The sequence below is a fragment of the Undibacterium sp. GrIS 1.8 genome (assembly GCF_040544445.1).
Lineage (GTDB): Bacteria > Pseudomonadota > Gammaproteobacteria > Burkholderiales > Burkholderiaceae_D > Undibacterium.
The window spans coordinates 17,133-39,054 of sequence record NZ_JBEONQ010000032.1 but is presented as its reverse complement, the minus strand read 5'-3'; the positions used below and the strand labels follow the sequence as shown (position 1 = coordinate 39,054).

The following is a 21,922-nucleotide window of genomic DNA, read 5'->3' as shown; positions in this document are numbered from 1 at the left end:
CGGGTCATTAAGTCAATGAGTCATTGCGGTCTAATCTAATTCGGACAGCAGTAAGGCTAAAATTGCTCCCAGTCATCCGTCATACCCGCTGGCTCTTGCGTGGCTTTTCTGGTTTTTGCTGCATCACTGATTCTGCTCACGCTGGATGCTTTAGTTGCAAGCTTAACCGGCGCTTTCGGCACTGCCTTGGCTACTGGAGCGCTCGTCCGTGTTGGTTTGATATTTTGCACTTGCGCCCCGTCTAGTTTAAACACACTCACCAGTTGCGCCAGACTGCTGGCCTGATCTTGCAGTGCTTCGGCGGCGGCCGCTTCTTCTACCAAGGAGGCATTTTGTTGAGTAACGGTATCCATCTCAGTGATGGCCTGATTGATCTGTTGTATGCCACTTTCTTGCTCTTGGCCAGCGGAAGTGATTTCGCCCATGATGTCGGTGACGCGCTTAACGCTGGCGACGATCTCATCCATGGTGGTTCCCGCTTGATTCACCAAGGCGCTACCGGTTTCTATCTTCTCGACTGAATCACCGATCAAGGTTTTAATCTCTTTAGCCGCGCCAGCAGAGCGTTGCGCCAGGTTGCGCACCTCGCTGGCGACGACCGCAAAGCCACGCCCTTGTTCGCCGGCTCTGGCGGCTTCCACTGCGGCATTTAAGGCCAGAATATTCGTCTGGAAAGCGATACTGTCAATCACGCCGATGATGTCGACAATTTTCTTGGCGGAGTCATTGATAGACCCCATCGTTGAAACGACTTTCGCCACAACCTCGCCGCCTTTTACCGCCACGTCAGAAGCAGATACTGCCAGCACATTGGCTTGCCTTGCGTTGTCACTATTTTGTTTAACGGTCGAGGTCAGTTCTTCCATCGAAGATGCGGTTTCTTCCAGCGAACTGGCTTGCTGCTCTGTGCGCGAAGACAAATCCAGATTGCCCGATGCGATTTGGCTGGAGCCAGTCGCAATCGACTCTGTACCTGCCCGCACCTGACCGACGATATTTTGTAAGCTGGCATTCATTTCTTTTAAGGCTTGCAGCAATTGGCCTGTTTCGTCTTTCGTAACAACATCAATACGACCCGTCAGATCATTCGATGAAATCAACTTGGCAATGCCCACCGCTTCCGCCAACGGACGGGTAATACTGACGGTAATAAACCAAGCGCCTGCAACGCCTAACAGCAAGGCGAGTATGCCTAGACTAATAATCAGCGTGCGACCACTTTTATAATCCTCAATAGATTGTTTGCCTGCTTTGATGACGCTGTTATTTTCAAATTCAACAAATTTTTGTAGCGCGACGACATATGCTACCTGCGCCGGTCGCATGCTTTTTAACAGTAGTTCTTTGGCTCCTGCGGTATCGCCCGCGCTGACTAGCTTTAAGAAGTCATCCTCGGACGGGACATAAGCTAAACGGGTCTCGATCACAGCTTGCAGCATTGCCTTCTCATCCGTGGCGGTGACAGTTTTTTGCAATTGATCCAGATATTCTTTACGCGCCCGCTTGTCATCCATGACGGCATCGACTTCTACCTTAATTTTGTCTTGTCCCTCAAGGATCAGCATATTGCGGGTATGACGCGCGGTTTCCATCAAACGGAAAATCCAATTATTCGCCGTCATTAACTTCGGCAAACGCTCCTCGTTGGTGGCGTTGATATCGTCATTCAAGCTGGACAAACGCGACAAACCTACCATCGTGAGTATGGCGAGCAACAACAGTACCAAACCAAAACCTAGTCCCAACCGGGCACCTACTTTTAAATTTGAAAACGTCATGCTCTTCTCCATGTCTATAAAAAATCTGAGTGCGGTGGTGGTGATTATGGTTGTGATTTATCTAGGTATAGCAGAGTCCCGTGAGTCCAATCATATAAACGATTATGACCGCCAGGCAAGTAAAAACAAGCTGGCGCTTACAAATCAGTGTGCCTTAATACCAAAATGCAACCTAGGTGTAAGCAGCAATATTTAACGCTTATTATGTAACAAATGGTAACGATTATCTGGTGAGCCATCGTGTGTGAATTACTCGCAGTCATCGCATAGTTGAAATTCATATAATCGCAGCGTTTAGATAAACAAAAAACCTGCTAACACTACCAATTTTTATAAGCCGATATCACTTATTTCGCCAGCTTACATCGCTGCATTGATCATTCTAAAATGCTATATTGCTGCGTAGAATTTTCCTTGCGCTGTTGTTTTACCTCCGACAATCACGCCGTTGATAACGCATCTTTGCATCAACTTTAGCCCATCATTTTCAGGAACAGACATGTCAGACAAACCTGCTGCAATCGCAACCAAGACTGATCATGCCGATCATGCCGATCTTCCCGCCGATCCTTCTCGTCGGCGCTTATTGCAAGGTGCGGCCGCGGCTGGTGTCGTTGGCAGCCTTCCGATGATGGCCGATGCAGTGACTAGTAAAACGACCAGGATCGTGGCAGGTTCCCTGGATACCAAACTCAAGGCGCATATCAAAAATGTCGTGGTGATTTATCTGGAGAATCGCAGCTTTAATAATTTGTTTGGTAATTTCCCTGGCGTACGCCAGGCATTGTCCGATGTCCCTGCTGCGACTTTTACGCAAAAGGACAGAGACGGCTCGGTTTTACCAAGTTTGCCCAAGGTCTGGGGTGGCATGGTGCAGCGGGGGCAAAATCTAGGCGGCAAGCAATATCTGATCGCAGAAGACAAAATCAGCGGCCTACCGAACGCGCCATTCGCCTTAAAAGATGCGGAGGGTTTACCTCTGCCAGAGTCAGTGATCACCCGCGACCTGTGGCATCTGTTTTATCAAAATCAGATGCAAATCAATGGCGGTAAAAACGACCAGTTTGTTGCTTGGGCAGATTCTGGCGGCTTGACGATGGGACATTATGGCGAGACCCATAAAAATCTCGATCTCTGGAAAATCGCCCAGCAATATACCTTGTGCGACAACTTCTTTATGGCGGCATTTGGTGGCTCTTATTTAAACCACCAATTCTTAATCTCTGGTCGCACCCCAGAATATTTTGATGCGCCCAACACGCCTGCCAAAAAGAAGATTGCCGTCACCGAAGATGGCATTACCGGCAGCAGATTGGCAGTGGACAAAGACAGTCCCGCGTCCGCCTTAAACGGCAGGCCCAAATTTGTCAACGACGGAGCGATTACGCCAGACGGCTACGCGGTGAACACCATGGCGCCGCCATACCAGCCTAGCTATATCAAACCCGCGCCAGGCGGTGACACGTCGGTGGCTGATCCGCAAGACCCAAGTACGTTGCCGCCACAAACCTACAATACCATTGGTGATTTGCTGTCACAAAAAGGCATTAGCTGGGCCTGGTACGGTGGCGCATGGCAAGTTGCGCTGGAGTATAAAGGCGGTGGAGAAAAACCTAATTTCCAATACCACCATCAGCCATTCAATTACTTTAAACAATTCGCACCGGGAACCGCTGCACGGGCAAACCATTTGCGCGACGGTGGCTTGGGCGATAGTCCCATTTCTAATAAATTTTTAGCCGACGTAATTGCCGGAAAACTGCCTGCTGTCACTTTCTATAAACCGCAAGGTAATCTCAATATGCATGCGGGTTACTCGGATATTGAATCCGGTGATCAGCATGTTGCCAATGTCATCGAGCATCTGAAAAAAAGCCCGCAATGGAAAGACATGCTGGTAGTCATTACTTTTGATGAAAACGGTGGATGGTGGGATCACGTCGCGCCACCCAAAGGTGATCGCTGGGGCCCAGGCTCCCGCATTCCGGCCATCTTGGTTTCACCTTATGTGAAGAAGTCGAATGTTGATCACAGCTTTTATGACACTACATCCATCCTGCGGTTTATCACGCGTTTACATGACTTGCCTTTGCTAGAAGGGCTAAAGCTACGTAACAACGCGTTTGCAGAACGAGGCGCGTTGCCACCGGGTGATTTGACCGGCGCACTCAGCTTTGTCTAAGCGTGCTCGGGGATTTTTGGTTGGAATTAAATAGAGTACCACTTCTATATACTCCTCATTATTTTTATAGAAAGTGCCGGATTGTTTAGGTATTATCTGGACGATTAAAATATACTCTATCCGAGTATTTATAAAACTATGTGTTTTTGTCCATTCACGTTAAACCGCGTGTTGAGCACTTTGATGGATGAGAACCTTCCCGCGCTCTAGCCAGACATGTCTAATATCAATAAACTAATCACTCAACTTAGTACTACACTGATGACTAAGCTGACCAAGCAGGTAACAAACAAACTCATAAGCAAACTCATACACAAATTCCTACGCAAACCCACATGCAGAGTCACATACAAACTAAGTCCCGATTCCGCAAAAGCGGCGTCACCGATAAAAGTCATTTGTGCTAAATCACACATATAAATCTGCTACTAAAACGACAAGCATTTTTGTTTTATGTGTTTCCCTGACACAAATGTTGAAAAAGATGGATTTTTCAGAAATGCCGTGTTAATAATACAAGTTACTCCAACTGGCAGATGAATCAGGATATTGAGCAAGGCGCTTTATGACTGACATTCATACACAATTTATTGACCTTTCAGAACTGAAAGTCGGGATGTTTGTTTATCTCGATATGGGCTGGATGGATCATCCTTTTCCGGTAAGCAGTTTTGAGGTCCGGAGTCAGGAACAAATCACCACACTGCAGTCCCTGGGTCTGGAACGCATCCGCTATGCACCCGCCAAAAGTAGTTCCGAATTTAGTCAACGCCATACAGAATCAACGCCATCGCTAGCGGTGATCAGCCCTGCGCAGCCAGAACCTAGCGCCAGCGAACTGGCCCACTCAAACAAACTGGCGGAAGGTCGCAAAAGGCGCGATCTGCTCGCCAACCAACAAGCCAGTCTATTAGTCTGCGAACGGCAATTTATGCTGGCATCGCAAACGTTTAAGCAGGTGACGGAGACCGTCCACGCGCAGCCGCTTCTTGCACGAAAACATGCTGAGGATTTGGTACATAGTTTTCTGGGCGAAGTACTGGGCGAAGGTGAAGCAGCAATCCGTTTATTGTCAGAAAAAGCGGGTGAAAGAACCTCGCTGCATTCCATCAACGTCACCATCATCTCGCTCTTGCTGGGTAAGGCTTTGCACCTCGACAAAGCCGACATGCTGGAACTGGGCATCGGAGCGCTGCTGCATGACATCGGCAAGATGGAATTGCCAGATCGCCTGCGCTGGCCGGAAGATCATTTCACCCACGCCGAGCGGCAGTTGTACCAGGACCATGTGCTGCATGGGGTCACCATAGGGCGCAAACTCGCGCTATCTGCCAACGCCATGCTGCTGATCGCGCAGCATCATGAATGCGTCGATGGCAGCGGCTACCCAAGTCGTATTTTGGCTGAAAAAATATCGCCGCTGGCGCGTATTGCCGCACTGGTCAACCGTTACGATAACTTATGCAATCCCGGCAATCCGGCGCTGGCGATTACACCGCACGAAGCGCTCTCGCATATTTTTACGCAAAGCAAATCCCAATTTCACGCGCCGACCTTGACTGCGTTTATTCGCATGATGGGCATCTACCCGCCCGGCTCAGTGGTACAACTGACAGATGATCGTTTTGCGCTGGTGGTATCGGTCAATTCAGCACGTCCGATCAAGCCTCGGGTAGTGATCCATAATCCCGAGATTCCGCGTGATGATGCCCTCGTCATTAATTTGGATAAAGAGAAAAAGCTCGGTATACATCGCAGCTTAAAACCCTTACAACTACCTAAAGCCGCGTACGATTATTTATCCCCGCGCAAACGTCTATGCTACTTTTTTGAGCGTGGGCGGGAGCTAGAAGAAGTCGGTGCAGAATCATGACAACAACATCATGAGAGCGACATCATGAAGACGCATCAATGGCAAGCCCTGATTGAGGGCATGTTAGAAGCGGTGTTACTAGTTGACCCCATTCAATTGCGCATATTAGCGGCCAACCGCTCTGCCCATGCTTTGCTCCATTTAGATGCCGGTAGTCTGATCGGCAAACCGGTAGTCGATCTGGCTGCATCGCCAGAGGATCTATTCTTTTGGGAAGACGCCGCGGCCGGCTTGTCGGACAATATTTTTTCCGAGACCTTGCTGCAACGACCAGACAAGAGCACGGTACAAGTTGAACGCCGGGTCAGCTTAGTCCACATCGGCCTGGATACGACTATTTATGTCGTGGCAATCCGCGACCATACCAATCAACGTCATGTAGAAAACGAGTTAGAAAAACTCATCGCTGAACTACGTGCCACATTAGAATCTACCGCCGATGGAATTCTGGTAACAGATCTGGACAGCGGCATCCGCAGCTATAACCATCTGTTCGCTAAACTCTGGAGTCTGCCGGAAGAATTGCTCACCCAGCGCGATGACAATGCGATCTACGCCTGGATGGATAAATGCATGGTCGATGCCAGTCATTATGGCGAGCGGCTAGGTGCTATCAACCGCTCGCCGTTGATGGAGGCGACGGATGTGCTGGTGCTGCGGTCCGGCAAAATATTAGAGCGCGTCACGCTGCCGCAATACGCACGCGGTCGTGCGATAGGCCGGGTTTATTCTTATCGGGACATCACCCAACGACTGGCAGATGAGGCTCGCTTGCAACTCGCCGCCAAAGTATTTGAATCCAGCACCGATGCTATCTTTATTACCGATAGCGACCAAAAAATTATCACCACCAATCCCAGTTTTGAGCAGCTCACCAGCTATTCAGAACAAGAAATGATGGGCAAAACCCCCAGCGATTTTTTTTCTGAAGAAACCAATAGTGCGCTCGTCGAACAGCTATTAGAAAGCTTAGAAACCAAGGGTTTTTGGGATGGCGAATTATGGAACCGGCGTAAAAATGGTCATGCCTATTTATGCATGATCTCGTTGGTCAGAGTACAAGACGAGAGCGGTGCGACTATGCACTATATCGGCTTCTTCAAAGACAGAACCGAGACCCATACCGCCAAACAGCGCATAGAAGAATTAGCCTTTTCAGATGTGCTGACAGGTTTGCCCAACCGCTTATTACTGGCAGAGCGGATTAAACAATCGATCACTCTCGCCAGCCGTAATAACGGCACATTTGCGCTACTATTTTTAGACCTGGATCATTTCAAACAAATCAATGATTCACTCGGACATCAGTTCGGAGATCGGGTCTTGATTGACGTGACCGAACGACTAAAAAAATGTATACGCCAGGTAGATACGGCATCGCGGCTCGGTGGAGATGAGTTTGTACTATTGCTACATCAGGCAGACGCCAGTGGCGCAGAAATTTGTGCCAGACGAGTGCTGGAAGAATTAAGCGCGCCGTTTACTTTAGATGGCATGCACTTCTCGGTTACTTGCAGCATCGGCATTGCGCTGTATCCCGATGACGGCACTAACATGGATGATCTGATCAAAAACGCTGACAGCGCTATGTACCATGTGAAGGAAAGAGGGCGCTCGGATTTTCGTTTCTATCAGCGGCAAATGAATATCGGTTTGCTGTCCCGCATGAAGATCGATCATGCGATGCGCCAGGCACTGGAGCATCAAACTTTCCGTCTGTATTATCAACCCCTGGTGAATCTGGACAGCGGCAAAATCTTTGGCGCAGAGGCGCTAATCCGCTGGCACGATAAAGACCTGGGCGAGGTCAGTCCGGTGCAATTTATTCCCATTGCAGAAGAAACCGGCGTGATCGTTGCAATCGGTAATTGGGTAATGACTACCGCAGTTAAACAAGCTGCTTTATGGAATCTGGGCGACCAGCAGATGCGGATTTCGGTCAATGTCTCGGCGCTGCAATTCCAGCAAAGTGATTTTGTAGAAAACGTCGCACGCATCCTGGACGAAGCCGGTTTGCCGCCAGACCGGATAGAGCTGGAACTGACCGAATCAATCTTAATCCGCGATGCGGAAGAAGCCTTGGTCAAACTCAAATGCCTCGCCAATCTTGGCGTCAGTATGGCGATTGATGATTTTGGTACCGGCTATTCCAGCCTGAGTTATCTGAAACGTTTTCCGATCAACAAACTCAAAATCGACCGCTCTTTTGTGATGCACCTGCCGGATGACGAGAGCGATGTCGCCATCGTCACTGCCATCATCAGTCTGGCACATGCGCTTAAATTGCGGGTGATTGCGGAAGGGGTAGAAACCGAAGAGCAGCGCAATTTCTTGCAAACCCTGAGCTGCGATGAGCTGCAAGGTTATTTGTATTCCCCCGCCCTGTCAGCACATGATTTTGAGGCCAAGTATTTGCGGGATTGAGCCTGGTAGTTTAATCCCTGCATTGGCAAGACGCACGATGTATAATCACACAAAAGTAATATACTCCCCCTATTTTTTATTAAATATGCCGTATTGTCCAATTAACCTATGGACAATTAAAAATACACATGGGGAGTATAAATAAATCTATCACGGAGAGTCTTAAGCTTGCCGTAACAAATCCGCCGCCTTTTCACCTATCATCATCGTCGGTGCATTGGTGTTGCCGCCGATCAGAGTTGGCATGATGGACGCGTCAACCACACGCAAACCTGTTACGCCGTACACCCGTAATTCAGGATCGACTACTGCCATTGCATCCACACCCATTTTGCAAGTGCCGACGGGGTGATATACGGTATCGCTGCATTGGCGTATGACTTGTCTGATCTCTTCATCGGTATGCACATTCGCGGTCTGGTAGTCGCTGGTGCGCGCGTTGGCTAAGGCTGGAGCATCCATCAATTTACGTGTCAGTTTATAGCCTTTGACCATCACATCCATATCATCAGGATGTTCTAAAAAGCGCGGATTGATTAAGGGCGCAGCCAACGGATCTTTGCTTGCTAACGTCAGTTCGCCGACACTTTTTGGGCGCAGTAAACAGACATGACAAGAATAGCCGTGACCCAGATGCTGTTTGCGGGCATGGTCATCAATCATCGCCAATACAAAATGGAGTTGCACGTCGGGTGCGGGCAAGTTGGGATCAGTTTTTAAAAAGCCTCCACCCTCTGATCCGTTGGAGCTAAACGTCCCGCGCCGCTGGTTTTGGTAGCGAAAATACTCACGCGTGATGCGTACCGAGCCACCCAGAGAAATCCCCAGTAAGTCCAGGCTCTTGGCACGATATTTAAAAACGAAATCGGGATGGTCTTGTAAATTCTGCCCCACGCCCGGGATATCATGCACCACCGGTATGCCCATTGCCTGCAAGGCTTTGCCGTCGCCTATACCGGATAACATCAGTAATTGCGGCGTCTGCAAAGAGCCAGCCGCTAACAAAATCTCGCGCTTGGCACGCAAGGACTGCTTTTGACCATGCTGGATAAACTCGACGCCGACAGCGCGTTTGCCTTCAAAGATGATGCGGGTCACGTGGCAGCCGGTTTCTACCCGTAGGTTCGGGCGTTTGCCCATATGCGGATGCAGATAACCGCGGGCGGCACTCCAGCGTTCGCCCTCATGTTGGGTGACTTGGTAAATCCCGACGCCTTCCTGATCGTCGCCGTTAAAGTCGCGATTAATTTTAAATCCCGCTTGTCTGGCGGCATCTAAATAAATTGCCTGGAAAGGATTGTCTGAGCGCAGATCACTGACCCGTAAAGGTCCGGCCTGACCATGCAAATCGCCGCCCAGACTAGCGTTATTTTCTGAGCGTTTAAAGTATGGCAACACCTCATCAAATGACCAGCCCTTGTTGCCCAAGGACGCCCAATGATCGTAATCCCAGCGATGACCACGGATGTACACCATGGCATTGATGGCAGAAGAGCCGCCCAAGGTTTTACCACGTGGCTGATAGCCGCGCCGTCCATTCAGGCCGGGTTGCGGCACGGTTTCAAATGCCCAGTTATTGAGTTTGGTCGGCAACATGGCAACGACCGCTAACGGTGTTTTGACAACCCAGCTATCACCTTTGCCACCCGCCTCTAATACGGTGACGTTGATATTGCCGTCTTCACTTAATCGTCCGGCTACCGCGCAGCCACCGGCACCACCGCCGACCACGATGTAATCGGCAATTGCATTGATTGCTTCTGTCATTTGTCTCGTCCTTTGGATGATTTTTATTTTTGTACTTCTTGGTGTTGCTTGGCGTTGCTTGGTGTTGCTTGGTGTCGCTTAATATTACTTTGCTTTATATTTTTGAGGTTTTGTACTACGACTGTATTGAAGCTGAAATTGGATTTAAATTGCGGCAGACTCTGGCGCCGATACTGCTTTAAATTCTACCCAAAAGCTACTCCCTTTGCCTTCGGTAGTCGTAAATCCCAGTCGCCCATGCATTTTTTCTACTAAAGTTTTGGTGATGGGAAGTCCCAAGCCAGTACCACCTTGTTGCCGCGTATCGGTACCATCAGCCTGAGTAAACGGTTCAAACAAATGCGCTTGAAATGCCTTCGGTATACCGGGGCCATGATCGCTTACTTCGATGCGGTAGCTATAACTGCTACCGCTACTGTCTGACAGCGATTGATGCAATAAACGGATTTGCACTGCCTCACCTTCAGGAGAAAATTTGGCGGCATTGGACAACAGATTTGCCATAATTTGCATCAGGCGGTCATGGTCGGCCAAGATCCATGCGCTGCTGACAGCGGTACTAAATTGCAGGCTGACTTTAAGCGATAAGGCATAGGCCGCATTGGCTTCTATTGCGCTGTTAATGAGCGCAAGCAAATCGACAGGTTCTTCTTTAAAACGCATTTTACCGGACACCAATTTGTCCATATCCAGAATGTCGTTGACTAGACCAATCAGGCGAAAACTATTGCTATGCGCGATTTTAATCAGTTGCGCCGCTTTTGCTGGCAAGACGCCAGCCACACCTGCATCCAGCAAACCCAAGGAGCCGCGGATGGATGTTAGCGGTGTACGCAACTCGTGACTGACGACAGAGATAAATTCCGACTTCAGTTTATTAATGCGATGCCGTTCGCTGATGTCTTCCAGCATCCAGACAGCACCGCGCACATAATTTTCTGCCGGTAGGGCGCGCCCTGCTATGCGTGCCAAAAACGTTTCCCCGGTAATTCTTTTTACGGTCCATTCCAGCTCTACCCGTTCGTCCGCGATTAACTGCGGTATGACGCGTTGGCCAAAGGCTTGATAATCCTCTTCACCGCAATATAAGAAGCTGGTTTTAACGCCGATCATCGCTTGTGCATCTGGAAAATTACACAGTTCTGCCAGCGCCTGATTAGCGAGGATGATCACACCGTCGCTGACGAACATAATGCCAACAGGGGCGTTGTTGATCAAAATATCTAACTCACGCGCCAGCAGTTTGTAGCGGTCTTTACTGGCTTGCAGTAATTCTTGATTGATGCGCAAAGTCTCTTCGCTGACTTTTTGCTCGGTGATATCAATATGCGTGCCTTGCATGCGCAACGCGTGACCCTGCTTATCGCGCTCCACCACCCGGCCGCGTGACATGATCCATTTCCACTCACCGGACTTCGTTCTTTGCCGGAATTCGGCATGGTAATCCGTGAGCGGAATACTTTTACCTTGCGCATCAAATTGCTCTGGTGCGCGTAAGTGGTTACGCAAGGCTTGCTTGAGTTGTGAGATATCTTCAGGATGTACGCCGACCTGAGCGAAGTTGCCCCAGAGCTGCTGAAATTCTGCATATTCTTCCGGCTCATAGCCCAGCATCCTGGCGTACTCAATACTGAATTTGGTTTCTCCCGTTTGCACATTCACATCGTACAAACCCTGATTCGCCGCCTCCAGAATTAAGCGTATTTGTAGCTCGGCATTTTGCGCGCGCTGCTCTGCTTGTTTGCGCTCGGTAATGTCATTGAGGTAGCCATGCCAGAGTATGCTGCCATCGCTTAATTTTTCTGGCGTTGCGTCGCCGACGTACCAGCGCTCTTCTTCAACCACGCCAACCACACGATATTCTTGATGCCAGGGGGTGAGCATAGTGGCAGAAATATGCCCAGCCTCTCGCACTTTCATTAGATCATCGGGATGTATTTTGGCAATTACGATGCTTGCGTCATAGCGAATTTGTTCCGCAGTTACGCCATAAATAGCCGTGACTGCATCACTGACATAAGGATAACAACTACGCCCATCTGGAAAGCGCTGATATTGATAGAACATACCAGGCAGCTGCCGCGAAAAGTTAGATAACAAGGTATGGCTTTGTTTGAGCTGATCAGTCAGGCGGTGATTCTCGGTGATATCGCTGACCAGACCGATCATGCGTGCCGGCTGGCCATCGATGGTACGTTCTACCAGCGTACCGCGAGAGCGTAACCACTTCCAGTTACCATCACGGCATCGCAGGCGATGCTCGTGTTCGTATTGAGGAATTTCACCCTCCAGATATAACCTGGTCGCACGCATGGCTTCTTGCGCATCATCGGGATGCAGCCGGTCTATCCACTCATTGATGTGATTACCCAGCTCGTGTTCGGCATAACCCAGAATCTGTTTATAACTACGGGAAAAAAATGCCTCGTTGGTGAGTAAATTCCAATCCCATAAACTATCGCCCACTGCCTCCAGCAAAGTCCGCAATGAACTCGCGCTCACCAGTACACCGGTTTGTAACGATGTGCTGGTGGCGTTGGCGGCGGCCTCGCTTGATTCTGACAACGGGTCCAGACGATTGGGCATAGTGAGTTGAGTAAGGAATCAAGTAATGCGGTCAGTCATTTAAGGTGCCAACTAAGCTGTCATTTAAGCTGTCATTTCAGGCGCCAATAAAACGTATTTGTCTTTGAGCTGCCGGACAAATTCAAATACGATTTAGTTTGAAACCTGATTAAAAAAATCGTAAATGCCTTGGTCGCTCATCTTGCGCGCATTCGACAATTCGCCGCCTTTGCTCGCATACACCAGGCTGTTGTCAGCCTTTAAAACTACTGCCGCAGGAATACCTTTTTTGATCGGATTTTCGTACTGTTTTGCGATCTCCAGATTTTTATCAAACTGACCTACATCCACTTTGACCAATACAAATTTACTGGCGATCAGCGCGGCATTTTGACCTTTGATCGATTTGTCCAGTTCTAAACAATCTTTGCACCAGTTAGCGCCAAAAATCACCAGCACTTTTTTATTTGTCGCCTGCGCTGTTGCCAGAGCTTTGTTAATGTTGGCCTGCGCATCGGCGGTTTCGTCATAGGGTTGATAAGTGGCAGCAGCGCTGACGCCAAGCGTAGCAAAAGACAGGCTGAGACCAAAACAAAATGCGAGTAATTTTTTCATGAGAGTCCTCAAATAACACTGCAAAATTAGCGAGGTCAGCTACATCAGCGAAACCAGCCTAACAGCGCAGCTTGAATTGATTAAATTAATTGAACGAAATAGACAGGATCGGCAAAGCTCTCCGGTCAGACATCATGACGCAAATACCGGAATTTGTCATGGACAGGATGGACGCTGAAACAATTATGGTAGATGCTTAAAATTACAGCAACTTAAAGCGCTGACTTAGAGCAAAGATAGGCGCTGTTTTGTATGCGAGTACGTTGATAGCAGGCTCACTCAAATACTGATTTTATATACTGATGTTACATACTGATTTTATATACAGTATTTTCTTTTAAATGGATTAAAATACCTCAACGCTTGTCAGCAATAATCTCAGTAACAGCTTCAGTAATCACTTCGATAACATCATGTCCACCGCCCAGCGAAAAATTATCCATTGCGATTGTGATTGCTTTTATGCCGCAATAGAAATGCGGGACGATCCGCATCTGCGCGATAAGCCGCTGGCCGTTGGCGGCAGAGCAGATCAGCGCGGTGTGGTGGCGACTTGCAATTACGAGGCGCGGCGTTTTGGCGTGCGCTCAGCGATGCCGACCTCATTGGCGTTACGGCGCTGCCCTGATTTAATCGTGCTGCCACCAACGATGGAGAAATACCGTATCGCATCTAAAGCGATTTTGGCAATTTATCGTGACTACACCGACTTGGTCGAACCTTTATCACTGGATGAAGCGTATCTGGATGTGAGCGATTGCACGCAGCACAAAGGGAGTGCGACCCTGATTGCGCAAGAGATACGGGCGCGGATTGCAGCCACGGTGGGCATCACAGCCTCCGCCGGTGTGGCGGCGAATAAATTTCTCGCCAAAATCGCCAGCGACTGGAATAAGCCAGACGGTCAGTTTGTGGTCTTGCCAGAAGACGCAGATAGTTTTGTGGCGGAGCTACCGGTTGCCAAATTATTTGGTGTGGGCAAAGTCACGGCTGCCAAATTACATGGTCTGGGTGTGCAATATTGCCGAGATTTACGTAGCTGGTCCTTACCCGATTTGCAGCAACACTTTGGCAAGCTTGGCTATAACTTGTACCAGCTTTGTCGCGGCATTGATCATCGTAGTGTCTGCCCGGACAGCGAGCGGAAATCGGTCAGCGTAGAAGAAACCTACGCCCAGGATTTACCCGATCTGGCCGCTTGCCAAACAGAATTGCCTGCCTTATTTGCGATGTTGGTAGCGAGGATGAAACGAGTGCAAGCGGAGGACTACATACATAAGTTGTACGTCAAAATCCGCTTTGCCGATTTTCACCAGACTACCGCAGAATGTCGTGGCAGCAGCTTGGATGAAAGTAGTTTTGTCAGCTTGTTAGAGATCGCATTTGCACGCGGCCAACAACCCGTGCGCTTGCTTGGACTGGGTATGCGTTTAAGCGGCGCGGAGCAAGCGTCAACGACGGAGCAGCAATTGGTTTTGTTTGCGAATTAAATTTCTAAAAATAATATACTACCCGTTAGTATAATTAATTATCCAATTAATTACTGGCCATTAGACCAATTCCAATAAAAATTGGGGGGAGTATATTGATTAATGGGCTTATGACTGTACTAAACAACGGCAAAACAGCCTTCTGGCCAAGCCACATTCAGAGCAGAAAAATTCCCGACATTATCTACTTTTGAGCTGCGTCCAATTGCTGGAAATAGCTGTCTTCTAATTTTTGTGTATCGATTTTATTCAGCGCAAGATTGAAGGCTTTTTGAATTGCCAGCCCGCGCTCGTTGCGCTGAAAACAGATGTGCATAGAAAATTTTGCTAACTCATGAGGATAATATTCGATCCGGTTTTTGTCTGCCTGCAAACTCGGTTCCGACGCCAGCAGCTGATGCAAGACATACTTATCGATCACGATCACATCGACTCTATGCGCTAGCAATTTGCGCAGATTGCTGACATCGGAGGGTGCTGCATCGGTATCCAGCACCCGCTGTTTGACCATGGCATCAAACTCTTCTCCATTAGCGTAATCTTGCACAATACCGATTTTAATACCGCGTAAATCATTGAGCTTAGTCCATTGGAATGGTCGCTCTTTGAGATGCGCAAAACCCACTACGCTATGTCCTAACACGCCAGAAAAGTAGCAAGTTTTTTCGCGCTCTTTTAAGTAAAACGCTGGGAAATAACCCGCGTAATTAGGATCATTTAATCCCGCGTAAACGGTACGACTCCAGGGAGAATAACTAATTTTGGCGTCCATGCCGATTTGACGTGCCGCGACTTTAACGATGCCTGCGGTCAAGCCTTCTTGATGTAAACGTGAGCCTACATAAGGCGCCCACTCCAGACTGGCTAAACGCATCACTGGATTATCCGCGGCAAATATAGGCGACATCCCAAAGGCATACATCAGGATGGCAGTGACAGGAATACATCTGATCTTCAAGGCAATGACTCGGCAAAAGTGATGATGTAGTTTAGCGTAAGTTGTGCGGGTATTGCGCTAAGCTTATTCCTAAGTGTTGTGCTTTGGCAAAACATATATTTACTTCTGGCTCTGTGCTGTCAGAGCAAAAAAACAAGAGTCTTCAAAGTCAGCCAAAAACTATTTTGACTATATTAGTAATACTACGTAGCCTGAGTGAACTCGCTTCAGTAACGTTTTATTCATGTTTAAAAAATCGTGCTGGTAGCGGCAAAAAGCGTTCCGCCAGTTTGTGATAAAGCGGCGTCGGGCAGATGAATTTGGAGATTGCGCTGGCAATCACGGATGCTGACATCAGCGGCACCAACATTTGGTGACTATCCGTCATTTCCATCATGATGATGAATGAGGTCACCGGTGCGCGAGTCACACCAGATAAGTAGGCCGCCATCACCAATAATACGATCGCGCCATGGGTTGCCAAATTGGGGAATAGTGTCGCGATGTTATCGCCAATACCTGCGCCGACGGCGAGTGAGGGCGCGAAGATGCCACCGCTAATGCCGCAAACGGATGAGAGCAAGGTAGCAATCAATTTTGCTATCCCAAAATACCAGGGCAATGTGCCGCTGTCTTCCAACGTTAAGCGGGTAGATTGGTAGCCTGTGCCGAACACTAAGCCATTCGTGTAAATACCAATCAGGGCAACGATTAAACCGCAAACAGCGGCAAATAACAGCGCCCGGTTTCTGAGCAGATTCGCCAGTCGTGGCGGTAATCGTGACGATACTGATATCAATAATTGACTGAACAGACCACCAGCGCCACCGCCGATTATTCCGCATACCAAAATCGCCCAAACACCCGAGCGCCAATCAAGTTCCGCTCCGGTCGATCCAAAGTAGGTGTAATTACCCAGCAAAGATAATGAGATCAGGCCGGAGACGATCACGGTAATCAAAGTCGAGCTGTTCGCACTAAACGCATGCCGTTTACTCAGTTCTTCAATGGCAAACATAATGCCAGCCAGCGGTGTATTAAACGCCGCCGCAATCCCCGCAGCGCCACCCGCTAAAATCAGCGTCCGGCGGGCTTCAGCATTTTGAAAAGGACCACGTCCATAAAACATATGCATGATGGAAGCGCCGATTTGTACGGTGGGGCCCTCGCGCCCGATCGACGCGCCTATCGTCAACCCGCCCAAGGTCAGCAATATTTTTCCTATAGCGATACGCAATGACAGTAACTTGTTATTTTTAGCGGTATCGAGCGTATTAATGGCGGCAACCGTTTGCGGGATACCGCTTCCCTGCGATCCCGGGAAAAAACGCCTGCTCAGGTATGCCAGCAGCGCAAAACCTAGGGGCATAAAAATTAATGGAGAATAAGGCGCGGCTGTCAGTACCCAATTATTTAACTTACTGGCCTGCTCACCACCAAATGCCAAGCCGACGGCCATCGTCCCCACCAGCAAAGGACCTAAAATCCAGGCGGCGCCGCGATGCCAGATATCCACAATTCTAAAAATGAGGCTGGAAGAGAGCACCGGATAGCGCATTCTGAGGCGAGGAAATTGCATAATGGAACCTGTGACGCCTTTGGGTTGGCAGTGAAATAGAAGAGCGATATTTTTCTCAAAAATGACAGAATAAGTTTCGTCAAATTACATTTGTACAAATATAGATATGTTACACTTTAATCGCTGGAGATTTGCAATGACAAAAAAAATTGAACAAAAAAAAGACATCGTGAAAAACGCAGCAAAAGATCTAAAAAAGGTGATGGCGAAAGACAAAGCTAAACATAAACCGGAGGTGGCAGTTAGCGCCAACCTAAGGCTGGAAATTTTAAAAAAGCTTAGAATTGTTATTCGTGCAGCACAACAGCATTCGCTTTGGATAGAAAAACAATGTGGTGTAAACGGTGCGCAGTTATGGATTATTCAAGAGTTACATGAATCGACAGGTCTGCGCGTAGGTGAATTGGCGAAAAGATTGGCCATACATCAAACCACTACCAGCAATTTGTTAGATGGATTAGATAAGCGTGGCTATATCGTTAAGACACGCGATCCAAATGATCAAAGAGCCGTTGTGGTGAATTTGACAGAATCGGGAACTGGCTTACTAATGGCGGCCCCAAAACCTGCCAGAGGTTTGCTACCCGAAGCGCTCTTACAGCTAGACGATCCTTGTCTTGATGACTTGAATAATGGTTTGCAGGGTTTGCTGAACAGTATTGATATTCTGGATGAGGGTTTTGAGTTGTTGCCGCTACCATTTACGATGTAAACATTATTTACATGCTTAAAAGTTTTAAACCTTGCTTTGTTTTAAGTTCTTCACAGAGCATAATTTTTTAGCAGCAAATTACGATTCGACCCATCAATATTTTGATCGTTGAATCGTTCGATAGTTCGATAGTGATTAACCAATCAATCTGGTTCAAGGAGATATCCTATGTCATTGCATCATCTGCGCAGCCCCTTGCTAGTGGCTTTGATGGGATTGTGCTTATCGATATTGCTGGCACATGCAGACGACAAGCTTAATCCAGCTCCTGTTATCAATCCGGCTAAACCAACTGTGCCCGTCAGCCTGCCGGTGCATACACAACCTGACTGGTCCGCGCTTTCTCCCAAACAAAAAGAGGCGCTTGCACCTTTGTTGAGCGAGTGGAAAGGCATTGATGACATCAGAAAGAAAAAATGGGTGGAAATCGCCAATCGGTATGAGGGGATGAAGCCCGAGGAAAAATTTCGCGTACAAGAACGCATGCGCGCTTGGGTCAAGCTCACACCAGAGCAGCGTACGATCGCACGCGAGAATTACATACGGAGTGTGGCTCTTAAAGCACAGCAAAAGACCGAACAATGGAAGCAGTATCAGCTGTTAAGTGAGGCAGATAAAGAGCGGCTGGCATCAGAAAAACACAAAGCCAGGTTAACCAATCTGCAATCAAGTAGTTTAAAACCACAAAATCCAATATCGCCTTTAAAAGTGGTTTCTGCGCCTGCCAAAACTACGCCGGTCAATCCTGAAGCGCCCAATACTGCTTTAGCCAGTGAGCCTATGCGTCAATAAACTTAGAACTAGCAAATCAGATCTGATTACACCGATAAATATGTCGGTCGCATGGACTCATCGCCCGCCAGTTCTGGGAAGTGAAAATCTTATTTTGATAACAGAACCAATGCTCCTTCCCGCCTCTAGGTCAACATCGTCGTTGGCCTTTGCCCACTTTCACTGGCGCCACCACTTGTGAAAATCTATCTAGTAATCGCAAATAGGGATTGCCCGCCAAGATGCTTGAGACGGTCAGCATTTGTTGTTCGCTTCTGCTCATCTAGCCACCTGAACGACGCGGTATTTCTGCCAGATTGATCAGCAGACTAAACAATTTTGGTTCCCCGTTCGAGCCAAATTTCCCAATGCATCTGGCCCGGTCAAGGCGAATGGTCAGAGAATTCTGACTGATTCCTTTACTTCTTTCTTTTGATTTACAAGCAAACGAAATATTTTTAGATTATGATCGGCATCTATTGCATAAATTACGACTGTAATTTATATTAGCAGTGGAAGTTCCTTCTGATGAGAAAGAATGTGCTGCCGGAAGTGCGATGTGAAATGATAAGCTACATGCAAAGCTAATTTGTTGATAGCGCCGGATCATTCCACATGTGATTTGAAATTTGACAAGGATGTCTATGTTTTCCCAAGCACTTTCTAAATGGCTGGACAAGCGTGGTTTTCATTACGCCTGGATCATCGTCATCATTACCTTTATGACAGCGCTGTCGTCTTCGGCTGCGCTTGGCTTGCCCGGTGCACTGATGCAGCCATTGAGCAAAGAGTTTGGCTGGAGTGTTGATCAGATTTCTTCAGCGCTCGCGGTTCGTTTTGCCTTGTTCGGTCTGATTGGACCATTTGCAGCAATTCTGATGGAACGGTTTGGCCTGCGTAATATTGTGGTGACCGCACTAAGCTTGATCGCAACCGGCTTGATCTTATCAACCCGCATGACCGCGTTTTGGCATCTGGTTGCTTTGTGGGGCATCACGATAGGCATAGGATCGGGGTTAACCGCTTTGGTGCTGAGTGCGATCGTATCTAATCGCTGGTTTGAAACCCATCGCGGTCTGGTGATTGGTCTTTTGACGGCAAGCTCGGCGACCGGGCAACTGGTATTTTTGCCCGCGGCGGCATGGCTTACCGAGCATCTAGGCTGGCGCATTGCGGTGTTACCGGTGTCATTTAGTTGCGCTGTAGTAGCAATCGCTGCCTTCTTTTTCATGCGCAATCGTCCTTCAGAAGTAGGACTGATACCCTATGGTGCTGATCCGGCGATTGCCATCCCGCCAGTGGCGCCTGTTAAATTCAGTTTTAGTATGCCGTTTACAATTTTGCGTGAGGCGGCAAGTCAGAGAGTGTTCTGGATCTTGTTTGGCACCTTTTTTATTTGCGGCCTCAGCACGAATGGCTTGATCCAAACCCATTTCATTTCTTTATGTGGTGACTCTGGCTTGGCGGCGGTACCTGCGGCCTCTGTATTGGCCATGATGGGTGCTTTTGATCTGGTCGGTACCATCTTGTCTGGCTGGTTGTCGGATCGCTATGACAACCGTAAATTACTGTTCTGGTATTACGGTTTGCGTGGTTTATCCCTGTTTTGGTTGCCTTACTCCGAATTCACGCTGTATGGCTTGTCCTTATTTGCGATGTTTTATGGCATGGACTGGATCGCAACAGTACCGCCGACGGTCAGATTGACCACCGCCACTTTCGGTAAAGAACGCGCTGGCATGGTGTTCGGCTGGATATTTGCGGGACATCAACTTGGCGCCGCCGTGGCGGCTTATGGCGCGGGTCGTGTCAGAACATTGATGCTGACTTACAACCCAGCGTTGTACACGGCTGGAGCAGCATGCTTACTCGCCGCGCTGTTGGTGATGATGATTAAGCGGCGGGATTCTAAAGTAACCGAGCGTAAAGCAGCGTAAATTAATAGAGCATATTGAAAGCATTTTGTCGCTTTCAATATGCTCAATTTGCACAATATCAGGCTTGCTACTGGCTAAGCGCCTGACGCACAACACGTAAAAACTCATCGGACAGACCCGGCTCATTCACCGCACGTGACAGCATCAGCGCGCCCACCATGCTGGCATATGCGACTAAGACCGCATCACGCTTTTCTTGCGATGACTCTGCTTCTGCCAGTACAGTCAGTTGATCAAGCTGCTGACGCACGCCGTCAGTCAATGCATCACGCACTCCCGAAGAAAGTCGTGCCACCTCAGGGCCAAGAGCGACCACTGCGCAACCAGCACCCGGATTGTCACGATGCTTAGGTGATAGATAAGAGGCCGTGATTGCCTCGAACGGTGCATCAGGATGTTTGGCTGCAAGCCTAGCCCATGAGCTGGCAGAATTCTCAAAAGTACGCGCACAGGCCTCCACCATCAAATCTTCTTTTGAGTTGAAATTGCCATAGAACGCGCCATTAGTCAGACCGGCAGCTTTCATCAGATCGGCCACACCGATACCGTTATAGCCATGCTCACGAAACAGTTTGGCGGCAGTATCAACGACCCGCTCACGATTTTTCTCGGCCTGTTCTCTGCTAACTTTCATGATGCTTCCTTCTAATTACTGATCAATATTATTCATTACGATAATAATATAAAAACTATAGAACAGGCAGATATGCAGGCAAGTAAGCAAGTTGGCATATTCAAATGAAAAAAATCACTTGATTTCGTGACAGTGATCCGCTGTCGGAGCATTCAAAAATGACAACAATCAGTTGCGGCAGGACAAAAGCAAAAGGGTGTACGGTATAGAAATCGAACTTGTATTGCCGGCTTAGAATGACGAATATCTGGGTAATAAGTTATTAATAAACTTAACCCGTTGATTTAAAGAAGAAAAATGAGGTTTGATAGCAGTGACTATCGGCGCATACCAGCCGATATAAGCAAATTTAAGCAAAATTGATAGTTGAATTTGAACCAAGAACTGGTTCGAATGGTGCACCGACAGGAATCCTATGGTGCCTTAAAATCGTTGCTGCCATTAAGTTTAGATAAAAATTAGTGATGAAGTACCATGAAAAATACCAACAAAAGTATAAGCGTCTTTTCTGTTGCCAAACTACAACGCTGTGGTGTATGAAAAATTGAATAGCATAACCAAAGAATACTAGTCGTTTTGTATTTACATCATGCTCTTGTTTGTAGGTTAATAAATCATTTATATTATTACCATAAGTAAATTTTCTCTTAGTGGCATG

Annotated in this window: 14 protein-coding genes; 7 read left to right on the top strand and 7 right to left on the bottom strand. The window is 48.1% G+C overall.

From position 1 onward, the window contains the following. Positions 1 to 56 precede the first annotated feature (56 nt). Positions 57 to 1,778, bottom strand: coding sequence for a methyl-accepting chemotaxis protein (locus AAKU64_RS15215; RefSeq protein WP_354333772.1), 1,722 nt, complete (start codon positions 1,776 to 1,778; stop codon positions 57 to 59). Positions 1,779 to 2,277: 499 nt separating this feature from the next. On the opposite strand from AAKU64_RS15215, the gene AAKU64_RS15210 reads away from it, so the two are divergent. The 3 genes from AAKU64_RS15210 (at position 2,278) to AAKU64_RS15200 (ending at position 8,257) form a co-directional block, all read left to right on the top strand. After that, entirely contained in the window at positions 2,278 to 3,960 is a 1,683-nt protein-coding gene (locus AAKU64_RS15210; protein ID WP_354362366.1) for an acid phosphatase, read from the top strand. A gap of 565 nt (positions 3,961 to 4,525) precedes the next feature. Then, a complete protein-coding gene (locus tag AAKU64_RS15205) occupies positions 4,526 to 5,833 on the top strand; it encodes an HD-GYP domain-containing protein (protein ID WP_354362365.1) in 1,308 nt (435 codons plus the stop codon). Positions 5,834 to 5,857: 24 nt separating this feature from the next. Then, positions 5,858 to 8,257: a sensor domain-containing protein gene (locus tag AAKU64_RS15200; RefSeq protein WP_354333777.1), complete on the top strand. Its 2,400-nt coding sequence runs from the start codon at positions 5,858 to 5,860 to the stop codon at positions 8,255 to 8,257. A 162-nt stretch (positions 8,258 to 8,419) separates the two neighbouring features. Here AAKU64_RS15200 and AAKU64_RS15195 read toward each other — a convergent pair whose 3' ends face one another. From AAKU64_RS15195 to AAKU64_RS15185, 3 genes are all read right to left on the bottom strand, one after another. Further along, complete coding sequence (locus AAKU64_RS15195) at positions 8,420 to 10,012, bottom strand: GMC family oxidoreductase (protein WP_354362368.1); 1,593 nt, start codon at positions 10,010 to 10,012, stop codon at positions 8,420 to 8,422. 156 nt (positions 10,013 to 10,168) lie between these two features. Further along, entirely contained in the window at positions 10,169 to 12,610 is a 2,442-nt protein-coding gene (locus AAKU64_RS15190; protein WP_354333779.1) for a PAS domain-containing protein, read from the bottom strand. A 132-nt stretch (positions 12,611 to 12,742) separates the two neighbouring features. Next, a complete protein-coding gene (locus tag AAKU64_RS15185; RefSeq protein ID WP_323491730.1) occupies positions 12,743 to 13,204 on the bottom strand; it encodes a thioredoxin family protein in 462 nt (153 codons plus the stop codon). 413 nt (positions 13,205 to 13,617) lie between these two features. On the opposite strand from AAKU64_RS15185, the gene dinB reads away from it, so the two are divergent. After that, a complete protein-coding gene (gene dinB, locus AAKU64_RS15180) occupies positions 13,618 to 14,694 on the top strand; it encodes a DNA polymerase IV (RefSeq protein ID WP_354362364.1) in 1,077 nt (358 codons plus the stop codon). A 184-nt stretch (positions 14,695 to 14,878) separates the two neighbouring features. On the opposite strand, the gene AAKU64_RS15175 is transcribed toward dinB, so the two are convergent. Then, the gene (locus tag AAKU64_RS15175) at positions 14,879 to 15,652 is read right to left on the bottom strand and encodes a substrate-binding periplasmic protein (protein ID WP_354362363.1); all 774 of its coding nucleotides are present in this window, start codon (positions 15,650 to 15,652) and stop codon (positions 14,879 to 14,881) included. Positions 15,653 to 15,869: 217 nt separating this feature from the next. After that, a complete protein-coding gene (locus AAKU64_RS15170) occupies positions 15,870 to 17,210 on the bottom strand; it encodes a chloride channel protein (protein ID WP_354362362.1) in 1,341 nt (446 codons plus the stop codon). Between the two features lie 136 nt (positions 17,211 to 17,346). On the opposite strand from AAKU64_RS15170, the gene AAKU64_RS15165 reads away from it, so the two are divergent. The 3 genes from AAKU64_RS15165 (at position 17,347) to AAKU64_RS15155 (ending at position 20,630) form a co-directional block, all read left to right on the top strand. Beyond that, positions 17,347 to 17,922, top strand: coding sequence for a MarR family winged helix-turn-helix transcriptional regulator (locus AAKU64_RS15165; protein ID WP_354333786.1), 576 nt, complete (start codon positions 17,347 to 17,349; stop codon positions 17,920 to 17,922). A gap of 168 nt (positions 17,923 to 18,090) precedes the next feature. Then, positions 18,091 to 18,714 (top strand): DUF3106 domain-containing protein, encoded by a 624-nt coding sequence (locus tag AAKU64_RS15160; protein WP_354333787.1) that lies wholly within the window; start codon positions 18,091 to 18,093, stop codon positions 18,712 to 18,714. 623 nt (positions 18,715 to 19,337) lie between these two features. After that, complete coding sequence (locus AAKU64_RS15155) at positions 19,338 to 20,630, top strand: MFS transporter (protein ID WP_322120793.1); 1,293 nt, start codon at positions 19,338 to 19,340, stop codon at positions 20,628 to 20,630. Between the two features lie 67 nt (positions 20,631 to 20,697). Here the strand turns inward: AAKU64_RS15155 and AAKU64_RS15150 are convergent, their stop codons facing one another. After that, positions 20,698 to 21,264, bottom strand: coding sequence for a TetR/AcrR family transcriptional regulator (locus tag AAKU64_RS15150; RefSeq protein WP_354333790.1), 567 nt, complete (start codon positions 21,262 to 21,264; stop codon positions 20,698 to 20,700). Positions 21,265 to 21,922: the final 658 nt, after the last annotated feature.